Origin of the sequence: Rhodococcus sp. NPDC056516 (genome assembly GCF_042794655.1) — a bacterium.
Lineage (GTDB): Bacteria > Actinomycetota > Actinomycetes > Mycobacteriales > Mycobacteriaceae > Rhodococcus_F.
Genome location: NZ_JBHTTG010000004.1, coordinates 487141 through 505256, shown reverse-complemented (window position 1 = coordinate 505256; position 18116 = coordinate 487141). Strand labels below are relative to the sequence as shown.

Annotated in this window: 18 protein-coding genes, 1 tRNA gene and 1 other RNA gene; 4 read left to right on the top strand and 16 right to left on the bottom strand. The window is 61.4% G+C overall.

Going from position 1 to position 18116, the window contains the following annotated elements; all coding sequences use genetic code 11:
• Window position 1 precedes the first annotated feature (1 nt).
• The 7 genes from ACFQ6Y_RS15255 to ACFQ6Y_RS15225 all read right to left on the bottom strand — a co-directional run bounded on the left by ACFQ6Y_RS15255 (window position 2) and on the right by ACFQ6Y_RS15225 (window position 7051).
• Entirely contained in the window at window positions 2–373 is a 372-nt protein-coding gene (locus ACFQ6Y_RS15255) for a carboxymuconolactone decarboxylase family protein (protein ID WP_003943892.1), read from the bottom strand.
• An 8-nt stretch (window positions 374–381) separates the two neighbouring features.
• Window positions 382–1971: a long-chain fatty acid--CoA ligase gene (locus tag ACFQ6Y_RS15250; RefSeq protein WP_378634018.1), complete on the bottom strand. Its 1590-nt coding sequence runs from the start codon at window positions 1969–1971 to the stop codon at window positions 382–384.
• On the bottom strand, window positions 1964–2587 hold the full coding sequence (locus ACFQ6Y_RS15245) for an RBBP9/YdeN family alpha/beta hydrolase (RefSeq protein ID WP_378536904.1): 624 nt from the start codon (window positions 2585–2587) through the stop codon (window positions 1964–1966). Before ACFQ6Y_RS15245 ends, ACFQ6Y_RS15250 begins: the two co-directional genes overlap by 8 nt.
• Complete coding sequence (locus ACFQ6Y_RS15240) at window positions 2587–3948, bottom strand: MFS transporter (RefSeq protein ID WP_378540567.1); 1362 nt, start codon at window positions 3946–3948, stop codon at window positions 2587–2589. The genes ACFQ6Y_RS15245 and ACFQ6Y_RS15240 overlap by 1 nt, the downstream gene beginning before the upstream one ends.
• A 94-nt stretch (window positions 3949–4042) precedes the next feature.
• Window positions 4043–5095 carry a 3-keto-5-aminohexanoate cleavage protein gene (locus ACFQ6Y_RS15235; RefSeq protein WP_378536898.1) on the bottom strand — a complete coding sequence of 351 codons (1053 nt, stop codon included), beginning with the start codon at window positions 5093–5095 and terminating at the stop codon, window positions 4043–4045.
• Window positions 5096–5146: 51 nt separating this feature from the next.
• Window positions 5147–6046: a TauD/TfdA dioxygenase family protein gene (locus tag ACFQ6Y_RS15230; RefSeq protein ID WP_378536895.1), complete on the bottom strand. Its 900-nt coding sequence runs from the start codon at window positions 6044–6046 to the stop codon at window positions 5147–5149.
• A gap of 30 nt (window positions 6047–6076) precedes the next feature.
• Window positions 6077–7051 (bottom strand): quinone oxidoreductase family protein, encoded by a 975-nt coding sequence (locus tag ACFQ6Y_RS15225; protein ID WP_378536892.1) that lies wholly within the window; start codon window positions 7049–7051, stop codon window positions 6077–6079.
• 201 nt (window positions 7052–7252) lie between these two features.
• On the opposite strand from ACFQ6Y_RS15225, the gene ACFQ6Y_RS15220 reads away from it, so the two are divergent.
• On the top strand, window positions 7253–8257 hold the full coding sequence (locus tag ACFQ6Y_RS15220) for an AraC family transcriptional regulator (protein ID WP_378536889.1): 1005 nt from the start codon (window positions 7253–7255) through the stop codon (window positions 8255–8257).
• On the opposite strand, the gene ACFQ6Y_RS15215 is transcribed toward ACFQ6Y_RS15220, so the two are convergent.
• Window positions 8250–9275, bottom strand: a complete 1026-nt coding sequence (locus tag ACFQ6Y_RS15215) for a YeiH family protein (protein ID WP_378537166.1) — start codon at window positions 9273–9275, stop codon at window positions 8250–8252. The genes ACFQ6Y_RS15220 and ACFQ6Y_RS15215 overlap by 8 nt on opposite strands.
• A 122-nt stretch (window positions 9276–9397) precedes the next feature.
• Here ACFQ6Y_RS15215 and ACFQ6Y_RS15210 point away from each other — a divergent pair, with 122 nt between their 5' ends.
• Entirely contained in the window at window positions 9398–10306 is a 909-nt protein-coding gene (locus ACFQ6Y_RS15210) for a LysR family transcriptional regulator (RefSeq protein WP_378634015.1), read from the top strand.
• A 7-nt stretch (window positions 10307–10313) separates the two neighbouring features.
• Here the strand turns inward: ACFQ6Y_RS15210 and ACFQ6Y_RS15205 are convergent, their stop codons facing one another.
• The 4 genes from ACFQ6Y_RS15205 to ffs all read right to left on the bottom strand — a co-directional run bounded on the left by ACFQ6Y_RS15205 (window position 10314) and on the right by ffs (window position 13802).
• Window positions 10314–10895: an HhH-GPD-type base excision DNA repair protein gene (locus ACFQ6Y_RS15205; protein ID WP_378536882.1), complete on the bottom strand. Its 582-nt coding sequence runs from the start codon at window positions 10893–10895 to the stop codon at window positions 10314–10316.
• Between the two features lie 18 nt (window positions 10896–10913).
• Window positions 10914–12269, bottom strand: a complete 1356-nt coding sequence (locus ACFQ6Y_RS15200; protein WP_378634012.1) for a glycosyltransferase 87 family protein — start codon at window positions 12267–12269, stop codon at window positions 10914–10916.
• 98 nt (window positions 12270–12367) lie between these two features.
• On the bottom strand, window positions 12368–13660 hold the full coding sequence (locus tag ACFQ6Y_RS15195) for an aminotransferase class I/II-fold pyridoxal phosphate-dependent enzyme (RefSeq protein WP_378536874.1): 1293 nt from the start codon (window positions 13658–13660) through the stop codon (window positions 12368–12370).
• Between the two features lie 42 nt (window positions 13661–13702).
• Window positions 13703–13802: signal recognition particle sRNA small type (gene ffs, locus ACFQ6Y_RS15190), an RNA gene on the bottom strand.
• Between the two features lie 136 nt (window positions 13803–13938).
• Here ffs and ACFQ6Y_RS15185 point away from each other — a divergent pair.
• Window positions 13939–14026: transfer RNA gene (locus ACFQ6Y_RS15185), tRNA-Ser, on the top strand.
• 57 nt (window positions 14027–14083) lie between these two features.
• On the opposite strand, the gene ACFQ6Y_RS15180 is transcribed toward ACFQ6Y_RS15185, so the two are convergent.
• The 4 genes from ACFQ6Y_RS15180 to ACFQ6Y_RS15165 are packed head-to-tail and all read right to left on the bottom strand — an operon-like array spanning window position 14084 to window position 17135.
• A complete protein-coding gene (locus tag ACFQ6Y_RS15180) occupies window positions 14084–14515 on the bottom strand; it encodes a YbaB/EbfC family nucleoid-associated protein (protein ID WP_378634009.1) in 432 nt (143 codons plus the stop codon).
• Entirely contained in the window at window positions 14512–15081 is a 570-nt protein-coding gene (locus tag ACFQ6Y_RS15175) for a hypothetical protein (RefSeq protein WP_378540583.1), read from the bottom strand. Before ACFQ6Y_RS15175 ends, ACFQ6Y_RS15180 begins: the two co-directional genes overlap by 4 nt.
• The gene (locus ACFQ6Y_RS15170; protein ID WP_378634006.1) at window positions 15078–16826 is read right to left on the bottom strand and encodes an alpha/beta hydrolase; all 1749 of its coding nucleotides are present in this window, start codon (window positions 16824–16826) and stop codon (window positions 15078–15080) included. Before ACFQ6Y_RS15170 ends, ACFQ6Y_RS15175 begins: the two co-directional genes overlap by 4 nt.
• The gene (locus ACFQ6Y_RS15165) at window positions 16827–17135 is read right to left on the bottom strand and encodes a hypothetical protein (RefSeq protein WP_378536862.1); all 309 of its coding nucleotides are present in this window, start codon (window positions 17133–17135) and stop codon (window positions 16827–16829) included.
• A 140-nt stretch (window positions 17136–17275) separates the two neighbouring features.
• Between ACFQ6Y_RS15165 and ACFQ6Y_RS15160 the strand changes: the two genes are divergently transcribed.
• A complete protein-coding gene (locus ACFQ6Y_RS15160) occupies window positions 17276–18094 on the top strand; it encodes a pentapeptide repeat-containing protein (RefSeq protein WP_378634003.1) in 819 nt (272 codons plus the stop codon).
• Window positions 18095–18116: the final 22 nt, after the last annotated feature.

The window sequence follows — 18116 nt, the reverse complement described above, 5'->3', positions numbered from 1 at the left end:
CTCACCGGTTCGCGATTTCCTCCATCAGGATCGGAACGCCGACATTGCAGGAATGAATCCCGACGACGGTGGTCAGTTTCAGCACCTCGAGAATCTCCTTCGGGGTCACTCCCATGTCGAGCGCGGCGCGAATATGGCGTCGTACGCCGGGCGCGTACATGTGTGTGCTCGCCGCATCGACGGCTATGCACAGCAACTGGATCACCTGAGGTGACAGCACCCCACTGTTCCAGGGCTGCATTGCTGTCTTCATGTACAGCTCGGTCCACTCGGGATCCAGCTCCGAAAGGCCGTCCCACAACGGATTCCAGCCACCCGAATCCTTCATGGCCTGGGTGACGGGAAATGCTTCATTTGCTCGAACGTCAGTCATCGATCTCCTCAGACCATCGAAAATGCTTGATTCAGTTCACGTTTGAGAATCTTTCCGGTTGCCGTCATCGGAAGCGACGGCACGAACTCGATGCGACGCGGATATTTGTAGGCGGCCATCTGTTCCCGCGACCATTCCACGAGATCCGATTCGGAGATCTCTTCACTCGGCTCTCGGATCACGAACGCGACAACTTCTTCGCCGAGGCTCGGGTCCGGCAGCCCGACGACGGCGACGAGTGAGACGGCTGGGTGAGTGAGCAGAACCTCTTCGATTTCGCGTGGGTAGACGTTGAATCCGCCCCGCACGATCATGTCCTTCGCGCGATCGACGATGTAGTAATTTCCGTCGGTATCGACCCGTGCCAGATCCCCGGTGCGAAACCAACCGTCGCGCATGGCTTCCGCCGTCGCCTCTGGTCGGTTGAAATAGCCCTTCATGACGTTGTGCCCGCGAATGGCCAACTCACCCACGTCCTCGGGGCCGGTGATCGTGTGCCAAGAGTCGTCGACAAGCCGCGCTTCGACGCCCCAGATCGGCACGCCGATCGAACCGGGCCGGGGGTCGCCCTCGGGGTCACTGAACAAGGCCAGCGGAGAGGTCTCGGACAGTCCGTACCCTTCGAGGATCTGAACCCCGAAGCGCTCCTTGAACCGCGTCAAGATTTCGACGGGAAGCGCTGCGCCACCGGAGATCGCGCACCGCATGTTCTGTGGAACGGTTTCGACATCCACCCCGGATCTCACTACCCCGTCCAGCACGCCGAGTAGTCCCCAGTACATGGTCGGGACGCCCGCGAAGACCGAGATCTTTTCGCGTTCCATGATCTCGAGTGCCGCGGTCGCATCGAAGCGTGGCATCAACACCAACGTGGCACCGACGCAGATTCCCGCATTCATGGTCACTGTCTGGCCGAACGAGTGGAACAGTGGCAAAGTCAGGAGATACCGCTCATGCATGGAGGGAGCGCTCTCGAACAACCGGTTGGTCGACAGTGCATTCAAGACCATGTTGCAGTGAGTGAGTTCGGCGCCCTTGGGTTTTCCGGTTGTGCCGCTGGTGTAGAGAATGACCGCGGTGTCCGTCGGTTCACGAACAATCGCGGCTGCAGTTGTTTCCGTTTCGGGCACGGATGCCATTGCTTCGCCTAAGGTCTCGACTCCGGGGATCGACGAAGGTGCGCCCGACTCGGCAGTGATCACGATCAGGGAAGAACAGGTCTCGCTCTGCTCGAACCCGGCAATGGCGTACTCGGCGATCGGCAATTCGGGACTTCCCTCGAAACAGAAGTACAGTTTTGCTTCCGAATCAGCCAGGTGGTAGGCGATTTCGCGCCCCTTGAGCAGAATGTTCAGAGGAACGACGACGCCGCCGGCCTTGAGAACGCCGTAGTAGACGATCGGAAACTCAAGAATGTTCGGGCAGGACAATGCCACCCTGTCACCTGGCTCGACACCCCGCGAGACGAGCAGTTGCGCGATGCGATTCGCGTAGGCGTCGAACTGCGCATACGTCAGCCGCGCTTCCCCGAGCACCAGCGCATCCCGTTCCGGATATCGCCGGGCCGAGTCTTCCAGCAGAACAGCAAGATCAAGCACGACTGTGTTCCTCCTGCTCCACGGAATCCGTCGTATGAGATGGGGCGGCGTGCGACACCGACTCGAGCAGTTCCCACACCAACGATTCCGCCCGCGGCCAGTACCCATACCCGGACGCCGGATTGAGATGTCCGACCTCGCCCAGATCCAGCAACCGACTCCCCCATCCTTCAGCCAAACCCACAACTCGGCGATAGCCGGCCAGCGGATCGTTCCGGCTCGCCGCGACCGTGCTCGGAAACGGTAGACGCTGACGCGGTATCGGTAGCCACCCGTGTCGGTCGAGATCTTCGAGAGACGGATAAGACTCGGGCAGCGGAAGTTCGAGATCTGCCGGCGTGACCAGAAGGGCGCCCGCAACTTCTCGATGATGCGCCCTCGCCCAGTGAGCAACGGTCATGACTCCGGCGCTGTGCGCGACCAGGACAACCGGCCCGCAGACACTTGTCAGCACCTCGTCCAATGCCGCAACCCTGGCATCTCGACTGAGCTTGTCGGTCTCGAGGGGAGGAACCGTCAAAACATTGTCCAGGCCGCGTTCGAGGTGAGTCTGCCAATGATCCTCGACGTGATCGCGCAATCCGGGAACTATTACTACCGTGGATGATTCATTCATCATGAGCTCCGAACGTCTGTTACTTCGGTGGCGCCCGGGATCTCGGGCCGCTTCTGCAACGTCGCCAACCGCCTCATCCCGGCGGGATAAGCACGCTTGCCGGCTACCAACGCGAGGGCTGCGGCGACATAGACGAACGGCGAAAGCTGTAGAGCACCGAGAAGACCCAGGTGATCGGCGAGGATACCGACCACGAACGGGCCGAGCGCCAACCCCAGAAGGTTGTTGGCAACAGTGAGCGTTCCCATGGCGGATGCTCGAATCGAATGATGGGTAAGGTTCGCGACCATCGCTGCCGTCGGCCCCGACGAACCGGCGGAGAAGAAGGCACCGATACCGAGCAACACGAGTTGTGCTGTCCCCGTGCCTAACCGGAGCCCGATGCTCAGCGTCACCAATGAGATGGCGCAGTAGACGATGGCGGTGGTCCATTTCCGCGCCGAATCGTCGCGGCTGAATCTGTCTGTGATGAAACCGCAGACCACCATCCCGCTTCCGACAAGGAGGACGAATACGGAAGCCGTGACGCCGGCCTTGTCCGGGGCCAAATCGTAGTAGCGATTGAAAAAGCTCGGCAACCACGCCAGAAGTACAGCGGCGGTGAACATCTGGAGACCGCCACCGATGTAGGCGAACAATACGGCCGGATTGGTGAACAACGATGACACCGGCGCGCGAAAGCCGTCGCGCCTGAGCGCTTCCCCGGCAGCATCCGGCGCGGCCTCGACGGCGTAGGCCGTGAGCTTCTTCTCGGTGACGAGGGCACGGAAGAGCGCAACCAGAATCAGACCGAAGATCGCCATGGCGGCGAAAGACCACCGCCAACTGAACTGAACTGCGATGAACCCACCGATTGCCACACCGATGACCGAACCGAACGATCCACCGGCCATGAAGGCACCGGCGAGAGCTGCGTGCACACGGGGCGCAAACACACTGAGCACCACGGCGATACCCACGCTGCCGTACGCCGCTTCACCGACACCGACCAAGAACCTTGCGCCCAACATCTGTTCGTAGGTCTGAGCGATAGCGCACAGCAACGTCGCGACACTCCACAACACGGCCATCAGGATCAAGCTCTTGACGCGCCCCCAACGGTCCGCGAGCAGCGACAACGGGAACGTCAACAGCCCGACCATCAATGCCACCACGCTGCTCAGGGAGGCAAGGTGCGAATCGGACAGATCCCAGTCGGCTTTCAGGATCGGGAAGACCGCACTGAGTACCTGCCGCGACATGTAGTCCGAGAGAAGTAGACCGAAAGCCAGGGCAAAAACGATCCACGGGTATAACTTTCGTCGTCCGCCGATTCCGAGCGCGGTGTCCACACGTGGTGTGGCGGGAGCTTGCAGTCCCATGACTCTCCTAGGAGTACTCGAGGTAGACCGGGGGCCTCGGGGTGCGAACCGTCACGGTTCGCACCCCGAAGCTGTTGTACGAGACGGGGTGGACTCAGGCGTGCTGCGTGAATCCCAGCTGGCCGATCCGGCGGTTGGGTGCATAACCCAACTTCGCCAACGTCTCGTCGGTGTCGACATACGTCTCACCGATCCGGTAGATGTCGCGAGCTTCCTTCGCGGTAGCCACCTCGCGGCCCAATTCGCTTGCAATGCGCACCAACTGCTCGATCTGCTGCACCGATGTCATCTTCTCGCCCTTGCGGCCCCAGATGGTGTCCTCGTTGCCGCAACGAGCGTGCAAGCCCATCGCGATCGCCATCGTGTTCACCGGCAGGACGCTACGCATCAGCGTTTCCAGGGTCAGGCACGCACCGTCGGGAACACGCTGGACGAAGTTCATCATGTTGTACGGGTTTGGGCCGTCGAAGCCGCCGCCGATTGCGACCCACGTGAGGTTGACCGGGCCGGTGTAGATGCCGCGTCGGATCAACCGCTCCACCGTTTCGAGCTGCGGAATGCTCGACAACTGGAAATGCGGCTGGATTCCGGCGGCCTGCAGCCGGCGCAGGTGCTCTGCCACCCATTCCGGACCGGCGGGCACGGTCATCTCCCGATACGTATCAGCCAATTCCGGACGCTGCATCGACGTACCCGCGATGTCGTCGTCGGTCATCAGTTCCATGATGTTCATCTGGCTGGTGTTGATCGCGATCGTCACCTGATCAGGAGCGGGCTCCAACTCCGCAAGCATGTGACGCACGTCGTCGGACAACCACTTCGCATCGGCACCTTCCCCTTCCGGAGCGAACGAAATCGAACCGCCGACCTGCAGAATCATCTCGGGAACGGCCTCACGCAAGCGACCGAGAAGCTCGTTGAACTTCGACAGACGCTTCGAGCCCTTTCCGTCGAGTTCACGCACGTGGATGTGGAGAACGGTGGCGCCGGCGTTGAAACAGTCGACGGCTTGCTGGACGTGCTCGTCCATCGACAGCGGTAGGTCTTCTGCAAAATCGTCCGGTTCCCACTCCGGTCCGTAGGGAGCAACGGTGATGACAAGCTTGTCCTGGGTTTCGGGGAACAGTGAATCGTCGTGGAAATGCATAGCGTGACTCCGATCGAGTGAATGAATTATCTTCGGGGCTGGGAAGAGAGATCAGAACGGTGCGTCGCCGATGATTCCGGCGCGCTCCATCTTTCGAACTGCGGGCCAGTAGTCCTGCACCGCGTAATGCTGTGTCGAACGGTTGTCCCAGATCGCGACGCTGTTCTCGGTCCAGCGCCACCGAACCTGATACTCGGGAATCTGGGCCTGACTGGCCAGGTAGGTGAGCAGGTTTCCGGCGCCGGGGGCGTAATCGATTCCGTAGCGGACGTTCTCGGGCGTGTGATAGTTCACGAGGTGCGTGGCAAACGAGTTGACGAATAGAATCTTCTCGTCGGTCTCCGGATGTGTTCGTACCACGGGATGTTCGGCGTCGGGAAAGCGTTCCCTCAGTTGGTGGCGCTGTTCGATCGGCATCCGAGCGCCGAAGGTCGACTCGATACTGTGCCTGGCACGCAGGTCCTTGATCTGCTCCTTGACCCGCGCCGGCAGATTCTCGTAGGCGAGTGCCATGTTCACCCAAATCGTGTCGCCGCCGACAGGAGGTGTTTCCACACAACGCAATACACATCCCATGGGCGGGTTGACGCGCCAGGTGGCGTCGCAGTGATACGCATTCTCGAAGTGCTCCGGCGGGCTGTCCAGGTCTTTGTAGATGCGGACCAGGCCCGGATGGTCGGGATCACTGCCCAGAGCTGGATGATCCTCCAGTTCACCGAATCGCTGGGCAAGTTCTACGTGCTCGGCTTTGGAGAAGTTCTGGTCGCGAAAAAACAGGACCTTGTGCTCGAGTAACAATGCCTTGATTTCGGCGAAGAGTGCATCGCCTCGCGCGACCTCTCCGAGATCCACCCCGGACAACTCTGCCCCGATCGAACAGGTCAATTTCTCGACGTGGATCGTGCTGGTCGACGGGAGCAGGTTTTCTGTCAGCGTTGCAGTATTGGTCATGACAATTCCTCTGGGAAGTGCTGTTTCGGTTCAGACGGAGAAGACGGAGGAACCGATACTGCGACCGGACTCCATGTCGTGGTGCGCGCGCACCGCATCTTCGAGGGGGTATCGCTGGTTGATCTCGATCTTGATTCGCCCGGACTCGACGTGTGAGAACAATTCGCCCGCCAATTCGGCACGTTCTGCGGGATCTGCGATGTAGTCAGCAAGTGCCGGACGGGTGACGAAGAGAGATCCCTTGACTGCCAACTGCATTGCCTGAATCGGCGGAGTAGGTCCGGACGCCGTTCCGAAGCACACCAGCAGCCCGCGCCTGGCAAGGCAATCGAGTGAGATGTCGAAGGTGGACTGCCCGATGCTGTCGTACACAACCGGCACGCCGACGCCCCCGGTGATCTCCTTGACGCGTGCGACGACGTCCTCGCGGGTGTAGATGACGACTTCATCGCACCCGTGCGCACGGGCAACGCTCGCTTTCTCGTCGCTCGACACCGTGCCGATCACTTTGATTCCCAACAGTTTTGCCCACTGGGTGAAGATCAGTCCGACACCACCGGCCGCGGCATGCAGCAAGACGGTGTCCCCCGCTTTCAACGGGTAGATGCGACGCAGAAGGTAGGCGGCGGTCAACCCTCGCATGGTCATGGCGGCTGCGGTGTCGAAGGCAATGCCGTCGGGAAGCGCGATCAGGTCCGACGCCGCCATGATCCGCTCGGTGGCGTACGCCCCCAGCGGACTGCCGGTGTAGGTCACGCGGTCCCCCACGGCAAAATCGACGACTCCTTCGCCGATCTCTTCGACCACGCCAGCGCCCTCGACTCCCATCCCGGCAGGCAATTGCGCAGGATAGAGGCCACTTCGAAAGTAGGTGTCGGCGAAGTTCAGCCCCACCGCTTCATGGCGAACCCGAACCTCTCCAGTGCCCGGTCGTCCTACCTCGATCTCTTCCCAACGCATGACGGACGGTGTGCCGATCTCGTGGAATCGAATGGCGTTTGCCATCAATGCTCTCCAATTCTGTGGGGCGGGCTCGACTCGATTGCGATCGAGCTGCATTCGTACGCAACAACTTCCAGAAGTCGGTGCTCGACTTCGTGGTCGTGCCGAACTGATGTGAACAAAACTATGTGAGATCCGGCTCACATGCTTAACTTGACGAGACACACAACACAACATTTCGGGACATCGAGTAAAGGGGGCCCTATGAAGCCGCTCGCCCGCTACGCATCACTGAACCGCTACGTCGACCTGTGCCGAACGGTGGACGTGGACGCCGTGGGCCTCATGAGGAGTGTCGGCTTGAGCCCGGCAAGCCTGGCGAACCCCGACCAATGGGTACCGGCCGCCTCCATCGCATCGCTCCTGGAGCGATCGGCAGCGGAGTCCGGACACGAAGACTTCGGACTCCTACTCGCCGGCCTGCGTCGACTGTCCAATCTCGGCCCCCTCAGCTTGGTCATCAGGGAAGAACCAGACGTCAGGAGCGCACTCGACGTACTGATGCGATACGAGCACACGTACAACGAGTCATTGCGCATCCGATTGAACGAAGTCAACGGACTCGCGACCCTGCGAGTCTCGCTCGAGGTCGGCGAACCGGTCGACACCAGACAGAGCGTCGAACTCGCAGTCGGCGCAACGCTGCAGATCCTGCGGAGTTTCCTGGGTTCTCGATGGCAACCGGTCAGCGTCGGATTCACGCACAATGCTCCGAAAGACACGAGCACGCATCGGCGAATCCTCGGCGACACGGTGGAATTCGATCACGAGTTCACCGGCATCGTCTTCTTCGCAGCCGACCTGGATGCGGCCAACCAACTGTCCGACGAGTTACTCCGGCCGTACGCTCGCCAGTTCCTCGACTCACTTCCTGCCTCGGAAACCTCCGATACCCTCAGCCGTACCAAGGAATTGATCGAAGTTCTGCTTCCGACCGGCCGGTGCTCTGTCGAGCAGGTGGCACGAAGCCTCGGGTTCGACCGGCGGACACTGCACCGTCATCTCGCCGAATCCGGAGATACGTTCACGGCCGTTCTCAATTCGGTTCGAAGCACCCTTGCGGAAAGATTTGTCGCCAATCCTCGCTATTCGTTGACCGAAGTCGCTGTACACCTCGGGTTTTCGACGCAAGGCAGCTTCTCGAGGTGGTTTCGCACTCAGTTCTCGATGAGCCCCAGCGCATGGCGGACCCAGCGCTCGATCAGCTGACCAACACAACTCCGACGTAGGCGATCGTTGCCACCCACACAGTGGAAATCGCGGCCAGCACGAACGGTCGGGCACCCACTCCTCGAATGACGCTCAGGCGCACACCCAGGCCGAGCGCGAACATCGCAGCGGCCAACAGTATCGTCTGCGCCGTCTTCGCCAGTCCCAGAAGCTCATCCGGCAAGATGCCCGTGGAGCGCAAGCCCATACAGCCGATGAACGCCACGACGAACAACGGAACCAGCGGAGGACGCTTCGCTGCAGTGTTGTCGGCCATCGTGCGTTGCCGGATGCTCAGAAATGCCATGACCGGCGCCAACATCAACACACGCGCCAGTTTCACGATGGTCGCGACACCCAACGCGGTTGCGCCGAGAGCGCTGCCGGCAGCCACTACTTGCGCAACCTCGTGAATCGAGCCACCGGCCCACATGCCTGCACCAATCTCGCTCATACCGAAACTTCTGGCCAACAACGGGATTGTCGGAATCATCAGAGTTCCGAAGATCACCACCAGTGCAACAGCGGTGAGCAACTCTTCCTCCCGCGCATTGACAACACCGTCCGCAGCAGCCACAGCGGCTGCTCCACAGATCGAGAAGCCGCAGGCGATCAGAATTCTCTGGGTCCAACTCAATCCGAGAAGTTTTCCGGCATACATGGTTCCGGCGATACCGAGGAACACAATCGCCACCACAACGGCGATCACTCCCCAGCCCAGACCGACGATGTCGGAGAACATCAATTGCAGCCCGAGCAGAGCGATGCCCACCCGGAGTAGTCGTTTCGCCGAGAATGCCAGGCCAGGTTGGAGTTTCGCCGGCAAGGCAACGGTGTTCGGCACCACCGCACCCGCCACGATCGCAATCAGCAACGGACTCACTGCAGAGGTGAACTGACCGATCACCAGCGCGAACGCGGCGCCGAAAGCGCACAGCGCAAGTCCGGGCACCAATGCAGCGACGCTCGACCACCGTCGCACTTCTGACGAAGGGGCGACTGGGGGTTTCGCGGCCACGGACTTCACATCACGGTTCACTCATCCAGAGTCGTTCAGGGATCATTACTCCGGTAGGGCGATTTCTACCATCACGACATATCAAATCGATATGAACATGAAGCTGGGTATAGCCTGTTTGCATGACCAGACGGTGGCCCGACCTCACCACCCTCGAGCTACTCATCGGCATCGATGACCACGGAAGTCTCAGTGCTGCAAGCCGTTCAGCGAATATTGCGCAGCCGAATGCAAGCCGCGCCGTGAAGGCACTCGAGCGGCAACTCGGGATGCCACTCATTCACCGAAGATCAACGGGGGCGACATTGACGCCCCAAGGGACCGTCATCGTTCACTGGGCCCGCCGCGTCCTCGCCAACTCGAGCCAGCTTCTCGACGTGGCCGAAGGGATGCGGACCGAACGATCCGCGGAATTGACCGTCTGTGCCAGCATGACCGTCGCCGAACATCTGATTCCGGCCTGGCTCGGTATCTTTCGGTCACTACATCCTGGTGTCACCGTCCACCTTCAGGTCTACAACTCGACTCGCGTCCTCGAAGCCGTCGAGGTGGGAATGTGTGATCTCGGATTCGTCGAGTCGCCGACCACTCCGAAGAGCCTGTCCAGCGTCACCGTCGCGCGTGACTCGCTGGTCGTGGTCGTTCATCCCGATCATCCATGGGCGCGTCGACGAAAGCCGCTGACCGTCGCCGAACTGGCAGCGACGCCGCTGCTGGTGCGCGAGCCCGGATCGGGAACCAGAACAACTCTCGACCTGGCGTTGCACGAATACGAGCGAGGTGCGCCCTTGTTGGAACTGGGCAGTTCGGCCGCGATTCGAACCAGCGTGCTCGGTGGCGTCGGCCCGGCGGTACTGAGCACGCTGGCCGTCGACGACCAGGTGAAGCAAGGAGAGCTTCGGGTCGTAGCCGTCGAAGGCTTGGATCTCGACCGATCCCTACGTGCGGTGTGGCGCCCGCCGCGTCAACTCGAGGGCCCCGCAGGCGACCTGATGAAAGTAGTGCGTGCGAGCGGGTCCCGGAAATCCTGAAAGCGGCTTACTTCTTGTCGGCCTTCGCTGCGGCCTTTGCGGCCTTCTTGAACTCACGGACCTCGAGCAAAGACTGCTCGTCGACCACGTCGGCAATCGAACGCCTCGAACCTTCGAGGCCGTAGTCGCCGGCAGCTTCACGCCAACCCTTCGGCTCGACGCCGATCTGCTTGCCGAGCAATGCAAGGAAGATCCGGGCTTTCTGGTCGCCGTAACCGGGTAGGGCCTTAAGCCGCTTCAGCACTTCCTTGCCATCGGGGTTGCCCGAAGTCCAGATCGCCGCGGTGTCGCCGTCGTAGTTCTCGACGATGAACTGGCACATGAGCTGGATGCGCTCGCCCATCGACTTGGGGAATCGGTGCACAGCCGGGGGCTCGGCACAGATCGCGATGAACTCGTCGGTGTCCATGTCGGCGATTCGCCTGACATCGATGCTGCCGAGCCGATCCGCCAGCTTCTTCGGACCGAGGAAGGCCGTTTCCATCGGAACCTGTTGATCGAGAAGCATTCCGATCAACAAAGCCAACGGGTCTTCGGCGAGGAGGGCATCAGCTTCGGGGTCACCGACAAGGTTCAGATGAAGTGCCATGAGTCCGATACTGCCACGTCAGGCAGCAGTTGTGACCGGCGCCGACGCATCCGGCGCCGGAATCTTCCACTTCTTCCAGCCGAACAGAACCAACGTCGAGACCGCGGCAAGCGTGAAGACCCAGAGGTAGACGCCGACGGTCGGAATCCGCAGATACTCGGGCGGCACGAACATGAACAGGCCCATTCCGATGAAGCGATCCGTACCCGGAATGACCGACGGGTCCCACCAGGTGTGAGACCAGTTCAAGACTGGGAGCAGGAAAACGAACGGCGCTACCCACGCCCACCGCTTCTTCGACACCATCGCGTAGTGCGCTGCGAGGACGACCAGCGGGACGAACCACACCCAGTGATGGCCCCACGAGAACGGCGAGACAGTGGTCGCCGTCAAACCCGTCATGGTGAGGCCGAGCAATTTCTGCCCGTGCCGGTGAGCAATCCACGCGGCACCGAGTCCGAGGCATACCGCCAGCGCACTGAAGACGAGGACCAGGACCCGCGACGGCGTCGGAGTGTGAGTGAGCTGAGCGATCAGACCGGACACGGACTGGTTGCTCGGAGCGTCCGTCGGTCCGACGCGTTCGCTGTCGACCAGAGTGCCGGTCCAGTACTTGTACGCATCGTTGTAGATCACGACGAAGCCGATCGCAACGGTCGCAGCGAACGTCACGACGGCCGTCACCAACGCACGCCATTGGCGCGTGATGAACAAGTATGCCCAGAAGAAGGCCGGCGTGAGCTTCACACCCGCGGCAATACCGGCTCCGATTCCGCGGAGACGACTCTTCTCGTCCCGGCCTAGATCCCACACGATCAGGAGCAGCAGGAATATGTTGATCTGCCCGAGCCAGAGCGTCGTACGTATCGGTTCCATGAACAGGAAGATCGTGGTCGCCAACGCACTGACGGCGTACGTCTTCGCGTCGAGCCGATAACCGAGGTACTTCCAGCACAACACGATCACGGCGAACAAGGCTGCGATGTTCAAGCCTGTCCACACGACAATCGCCTGTTTGAACGAGAGCACCGCCCACACCGTGAACAGCAAAGCGGCAAACGGGGTGTACGTGAACATCATTCCTTGCAGAACCGGTCCGTCGTACAACGGAAGGCCCTGAACCACGACGCTGCCGCCGTGGCGGTAGACGTCGAGGTCGAGGAAGTTGTCGAAGATTCCCCAGTACCGCGTATTCATCGGCACCGCGAACAGGACCATCAGCACGGACGCGACTGCCAGAACGCCGAGTACGACGAACCCGAGAACCCCGACACGGAGACTGCGTCGCGGAATGTCTGCTTCGATGACCGACTCTGAATTCGCGGTGTGTGCCTCGAAAGAAGGCCCATCCGAAGCGTTGATCGCGCCCGTCACTACAACCTCCGGGATTTACACCCTATGTCGGGAATTGATGCTTCGAACGGTACAAGACCAGACCAAAAAGTACCGACCGGGCACGCCGCTTCGAACGCTCAGATCTCGGAGAGACGCGATTCGGTGGCTGCGAGCAGGACACACGTAGCCACGCCGTCCATGGCAACTTCGAGTTCAGCCGTGGACGGGAAACTCGGGGCCAACCGGATGTTCCGGTCATCCGGATCCGTGCTGTACGGGAAAGCCGATCCGGCAGCGGTGAGCGCGATACCGGCGTTCTTCGCCAGTTCGATGACTCGCTTGGCTGTGCCGTCGACCACGTCGAGGCTGATGAAGTATCCGCCCTTCGGCTCGGTCCAGGATGCGACCTTCGACGCACCGAGACGATCCTCGAGGATCCGCAGTACGAGCTCGAACTTGGGCGCCAGGAACGCGCGATGCTTCTCCATGTGCGCACGAACGCCGTCGGCATTGCCGAAGAAACGCAGGTGGCGGAGCTGATTGACCTTGTCCGGCCCAATGCTCTTCTTGCCGAGGAACTTCTGGTACCAGGCAAGGTTTTCCGCCGAGCTACCGAAGAAGCTCACACCCGCGCCGGCAAAAGTGATCTTGGACGTCGACGCGAACACGAGCGGACGGTTGGGGTGTCCGGCCTCGGCAGCCATCGAGAGAATGTCGTAGGAAGGCGCAGTCTCGCCGACGAGCGGATGCACGGCATACGCGTTGTCCCAGTACAGGCGGAAGTCAGGCGCGGCTGTCGGCATCGACGCCAGCGTCCGGACAATTTCTTCGGAGTACACGGCACCGGTGGGGTTCGCGTAGACCGGAACAGCCCACATGCCCTTGATCTGCGGATCTGAGGCGACAAGTTCGGCGATCTTGACGACGTCAGGTCCGTCATGGTTCATCGGCACAGCGATCATCTCGATACCGAGAGACTCGGTGATCGCGAAGTGACGGTCGTAGCCCGGTGCGGGGCAGAGGAACTTGACCTTCTCTTCACGCGCCCACGGCCGAGCTGAATCCGGTGTGCCGTGCAGGAGTGAGAACACGACATTGTCGTGCATGATCTCGAGGCTCGCGTTGTTGCCGGCGAGAAGGTTCGCAACAGGGATACCCAGCAGCTCGCCGAAGATGGCGCGCAGTTCCGGCAGACCGGTGAGCCCACCGTAGTTACGGCAGTCGGTTCCGCTTCCGTCTCGGAAATCACCGTCGCCGGGCAGCGTCAGCAACGCTGCGGAAAGATCGAGTTGCTCCGGCGAAGGCTTACCGCGAGTCAGATCGAGTGCGAGCTTCTGCGCCTGGAGCTGCGTGTACTTCGCGCTCTGGCTCTCATGCTCGGAGGTGAGTTCTTCATGGCTCATCAACCCGATCTGGGTTTGGATAGGCATCCGGAGCGGCCTTTCACCGACGAGGCGGGGTCGGGTATGTGAAAAAAATAGAGGACCCCGCGCACCCGGCAGAGCCCGTTGACCCTTGCTGCCTTCCGGCCCTGGGGGAGTTCACAGGATGCGCGCCGCGCGGGATCCAATGAACAGTGTAGACGGCTTTCGCCGGCCGCTGCACACCACCTACCGGGGTGGAGATGCAAACCCTGAGATCCACCGGCTCTTCGCAGGTCAGGTACCCGTTTAACGCTTCACGCTCGTGATTGGGTATGCTGCTCCACGGAGGATTCGCCTAGTGGCCTATGGCGCTCGCCTGGAACGCGGGTTGGGTTAACGCCCTCAGGGGTTCAAATCCCCTATCCTCCGCCACAGGAACCCCTGTGAACTGCTGAGAAGCGGTTCACAGGGGTTCTTTTTTGCCCGAGTTCAGGCACGTCGCATGAACGAACCGCCGTCGAAGGGTAGGTCGTCGCCGACCGGCGCGCGGTCGGCTCGTCGCAGCACGTCAGGTTCGGGTGCGGCCGGTGTCTGATCGAACGCGTCCACTGCATTGAATGCGGTCATTGCCCTCGCGACACGAGGGTCGAGACGGAGCGGGGCGCGTAGTTCCTGCGCCGCCGACGCTGCTGTCGCAGAAGCGGTTCGGTGAGCCGCTGTGATCGAGGCGGAGAGCGCAGCCGCGCCGGCCCGAAGACAACCCTCGGTCAGTTGCAGGTCAGTGATCGTGCCGTATGCATCGACCTCCACGCTGACGGCACCACCTCCCGCCTCGGCGCGGGCGCGAACCTTCCCAACCTCGGCGTCGACTTGGCGAGCGAGAACAGTCAACTCGGGAAACGAGGATGCGGGCCCCGTCACGGCTGATCGATCTGCACCGGCGCGTTCGGATGATCCGACGCGTCGGGTCGGGGGAAGCACGGCGACGATCCAGCCAAACTTGCTCCCCGCGCATACTCGTCGAGAACCATTCGATATCCATCCGGCAAGATTGTTTCAGTACTCGTCGTATCCCCAGCGGAGTCGTACGTTCGCGATGCCCAGCCTCGCTCATCCCACAGATTGCGAATCGCATCGCCGAAACCTGGAATGCTCGAGGCGTCAGAAGACGTGAGGAAGTACGTCACCCCGTAGTCCACGGACGTGTCCTTGGACAGATTGCTGTCGTTGCACGGGACGGTGCTGCCCGGGCTGAGGGTGACCTTTTGGTTCAGCTCGGAATACCGCGTCAGGTAGGCGCCCTGCGGCAGTATCGCGATCGTTTCGGTCAGGTACTCGATCACCTTGGCTTGTGCCTGCGCGCGAGTCAGATTCACGTCAGCTTCCGTCACTTTTGCGTTCTCCGTCGTCGTACACGCCGACAGCAGCACTGCCACCGCGATACCGCTCGAACCGAATGCCCTACGGCGTCGAGTTGAGTTGGTCATGGCGCTCCCAGTCCCGCGATAACGTGGCCCATACCGGCAAGAGCCGGATTGTTGATTTCCCAGTACTCACTGTGTGCGGCCGGGTTGGGGAGCTCACCCAACAGTCCGGCGTCGATCCCGGTCCCGGGTGCGGACTCGGTGACAGTGGCGCCGAATCCGATCAACGGAAGATCGTTCGCGGGATTCGCGCCATGCGACAGACCACCGAACACGTCACCGATCATCGGAACCGGATCATTGGCCGCGGCCGTGGCGTACACGTGGCCGCCGACGTGTTCGGGGCTGATGCCCTCGAGCGAAAGTCCCTCGACCCGGTCCATTCCCACTCCAGGGCTTCCCACGAAGAACAGATCGTCCGCGTCGATGGACTGTCCGTCCGAGGCCGCAGCGCCGATCACGGTCGATCCGTAACTGTGCCCGATAACCGTGTTGTGCGAAGGCACACCATCGTGGGACGCGCGAAGTCCGTCTTGGAACCGGCCGAGCGATCCGGCGCCGCCGTCGGCATACCCGTCGAGCCCTGCTTGCGGGATCGTTTGCGGCGCATCGTATCCGTACCAGGTCGTCACCGAAGTCGACCCTGAAATCCCGGCCCTTTCCAACGCCTTTTGTCCCGAATCCAACATGGCCTGTGAGCGATCGATGTCGCCGCCGATGGTTCCCAGGTGGCTGCCGGTGCCAGGTACGAACGTCGCGACGTTGGTCGCGGTATCCGGATTGTTCAGTGCCACGATGGCACGACCTTTGCCGTCGACGCCGAGCAGGTACTTCTCCGAATCACCCTCCTGAGCGAGAGCGGGGTCGATCTGGTCGGCGAGGACGCCGTATCCGTCGAGACGCTGCTGCATGTCCACGCGTTGCTGCTCCCACCGCTCGTATTCGCGGCGCGCCTGCTGGTCCGCCTCGTCCACACCGCCCGCGTCTGACGGAATGTTGCGCCCCTGAGCCCAATCGGGGTGCTCACCATCGAGATCGGAGAGTTCGGTCGACGTCGACGATTGCAGATTGCCGAGGTTGATCCGGTTGAAATGATCGCGATCTGCGGCCGGCATCCCGTCCCTGTTTCCGATTCCCGGATCGAACGCCGCGAGAGCATCTTTGTCGCTCGGGGACAGTGATTCCCAGAATTCGTTGAACTCCCTCGCGCCGTCCGGAGGGAACGCGTTGCCGTCCAGGATCGCGGCCACCTCCGCGCTCATGGTCGGCCGGGCGCCTGGGTGCTGTGCGAGATCGGTGAGGTCTCCTGCTGCCTTCGACAAGGCCGCGGCAGCATCCTCTTCGAGGCTTCCCGCCGTGTGCAGGGCAGGAATCAGTCGCGCCTCGAACCTACGTGCCTGCTCGTCGAACGCAGCCTGCCCCAAGATGTCGAGTGCGGTGTTGCCGCTTCCGTACCGAGGTGCGCTCACCCGGCCGTCGTCGGCAACAGCCATCCCCTCCGCGATCGCACCGTCGGCGATCTCGATCACCGCCGCTCGCGCCGGCTCCAACGCGGAAGCGGCTTCACTCAGCGCGTCGGCTTCGGCAAATACTCCCGTGGTGAGATGCGTCGCGGCGATACTGTCAGCTAGCGCTCGCGCCGATGCTGCAGCTGAGGCTTCGCCTTTCCAGTGATCGAGTGCGGAGTCGACCGAGCGGTGTGCCGATTCCACAGCACGCATGAAGTAGCGGTTCTTCTGCTCCAATTCCGTTGCAGCGGTAGCGAAACCAGCCGGATTCCACGCGCGGACCTGAGAGATCGTCGCCATCTACACAGCCGCCTGGTAGGCGGCCAGTCGGTTCCGGAAAGCAACCTCGACAGCCTCGTAGTCATTCGCGCTGAATTGGGCGGCGTCGGCCATCGACGTCAACATCTCCGAAGTAGCGCGGTATCCGGCGGTAATCGGGTCACCGGCCCGCGCGGCGGCGAGACCGCTTGCCGAATCCGGCATCGCTGCAGCCGCGTCAGCGAGAATTCCGGACACGTCGATGCCGGCGATCACGGCACTTTGGTCTCGCACGGCGTCGGCCAACACCCGTAGCGACTCGACATCTGCTTGCAGTACTTCGTTCCCCACCCAAGCCCCCCGGCTTCGAATCGACGTGCGAAAAAGCAGAGTAACAGCGCATCGACTGCTCTAGAACCACGCAATTTCGTTTGACAGACTCACAAACCCGAAGACACACTTTCCGTCCAACCCAAAGATCGGGAGTACGCGTGATTGCCGGCCAGACCAATCTGCTCGCAGATTGCAGCAGTTGCTTCGGCCTGTGCTGCGTCGCGCTCCCCTTTTCCAAGTCTTCCGACTTCGCGGCCAACAAGAATGCCGGCGACCCCTGCAAGAACCTGCAGGAGGATTTCGGTTGCGGCATTCACACTGGATTGCGAAAGAAGGGCTTCACCGGTTGCACCGTCTACGACTGTTTCGGTGCGGGACAGAAGGTTTCACAGCATACCTACCACGGCGTCAGCTGGCGTGACGCCACTGAGACCGGGTCGGACATGTTCGAAACCTTCCCTGTCGTACGCCAATTGCACGAACTGCTCTGGTATCTCGCCGAAGCCCGCTCGCTGAAGCAGACCCACTCGATTCGGAAGGAACTCGACGCTGCACTCGCAGAGACCGAAACCCTGACCAACGGCACACCTTCGCAGATTCAAGCCGTTGACGTCTCAGCACACCGAGCGGCAGTCAACACACTGCTCTTGCAGACGGGTGACCTTGTGCGATCACCGATCTCAGGCAAGAAGGGTCGCAAACTCGACCACCGCGGCGCAGACCTCATCGGCGCCAAACTTCGTGGTTCCGATCTACGCGGGGCCAACTTTCGCGGGACCTATCTGATCGGGGCAGACCTCCGCGGCTGCGATCTCGATCGAGCCGACCTGATCGGTACAGACTTACGCGGCACCGACATTCGCGGTGCAAAACTCCGCGGCAGCATCTTTCTCACTCAGTTCCAGATCAACGCGGCGGTCGGCGATTCGGCTACCACGCTTCCCGATTCGTTGACCCGCCCCAGCCACTGGGCCTGAGCCAGACGACTGTTGGCGACTG

Coding starts and splice junctions, on each gene's coding strand:
- ACFQ6Y_RS15240 (WP_378540567.1), bottom strand. CDS start 3,948: ATGGGACTGCAAGCTCCCGCCACACCACGTGTGGACACCGCGCTCGGA.
- ACFQ6Y_RS15170 (WP_378634006.1), bottom strand. CDS start 16,826: ATGGCGACGATCTCTCAGGTCCGCGCGTGGAATCCGGCTGGTTTCGCT.
- ACFQ6Y_RS15255 (WP_003943892.1), bottom strand. CDS start 373: ATGACTGACGTTCGAGCAAATGAAGCATTTCCCGTCACCCAGGCCATG.
- ACFQ6Y_RS15220 (WP_378536889.1), top strand. CDS start 7,253: ATGAAGCCGCTCGCCCGCTACGCATCACTGAACCGCTACGTCGACCTG.
- ACFQ6Y_RS15225 (WP_378536892.1), bottom strand. CDS start 7,051: ATGGCAAACGCCATTCGATTCCACGAGATCGGCACACCGTCCGTCATG.
- ACFQ6Y_RS15245 (WP_378536904.1), bottom strand. CDS start 2,587: ATGAATGAATCATCCACGGTAGTAATAGTTCCCGGATTGCGCGATCAC.
- ACFQ6Y_RS15210 (WP_378634015.1), top strand. CDS start 9,398: ATGACCAGACGGTGGCCCGACCTCACCACCCTCGAGCTACTCATCGGC.
- ACFQ6Y_RS15195 (WP_378536874.1), bottom strand. CDS start 13,660: ATGCCTATCCAAACCCAGATCGGGTTGATGAGCCATGAAGAACTCACC.
- ACFQ6Y_RS15230 (WP_378536895.1), bottom strand. CDS start 6,046: ATGACCAATACTGCAACGCTGACAGAAAACCTGCTCCCGTCGACCAGC.
- ACFQ6Y_RS15235 (WP_378536898.1), bottom strand. CDS start 5,095: ATGCATTTCCACGACGATTCACTGTTCCCCGAAACCCAGGACAAGCTT.
- ACFQ6Y_RS15205 (WP_378536882.1), bottom strand. CDS start 10,895: ATGGCACTTCATCTGAACCTTGTCGGTGACCCCGAAGCTGATGCCCTC.
- ACFQ6Y_RS15175 (WP_378540583.1), bottom strand. CDS start 15,081: ATGACCAACTCAACTCGACGCCGTAGGGCATTCGGTTCGAGCGGTATC.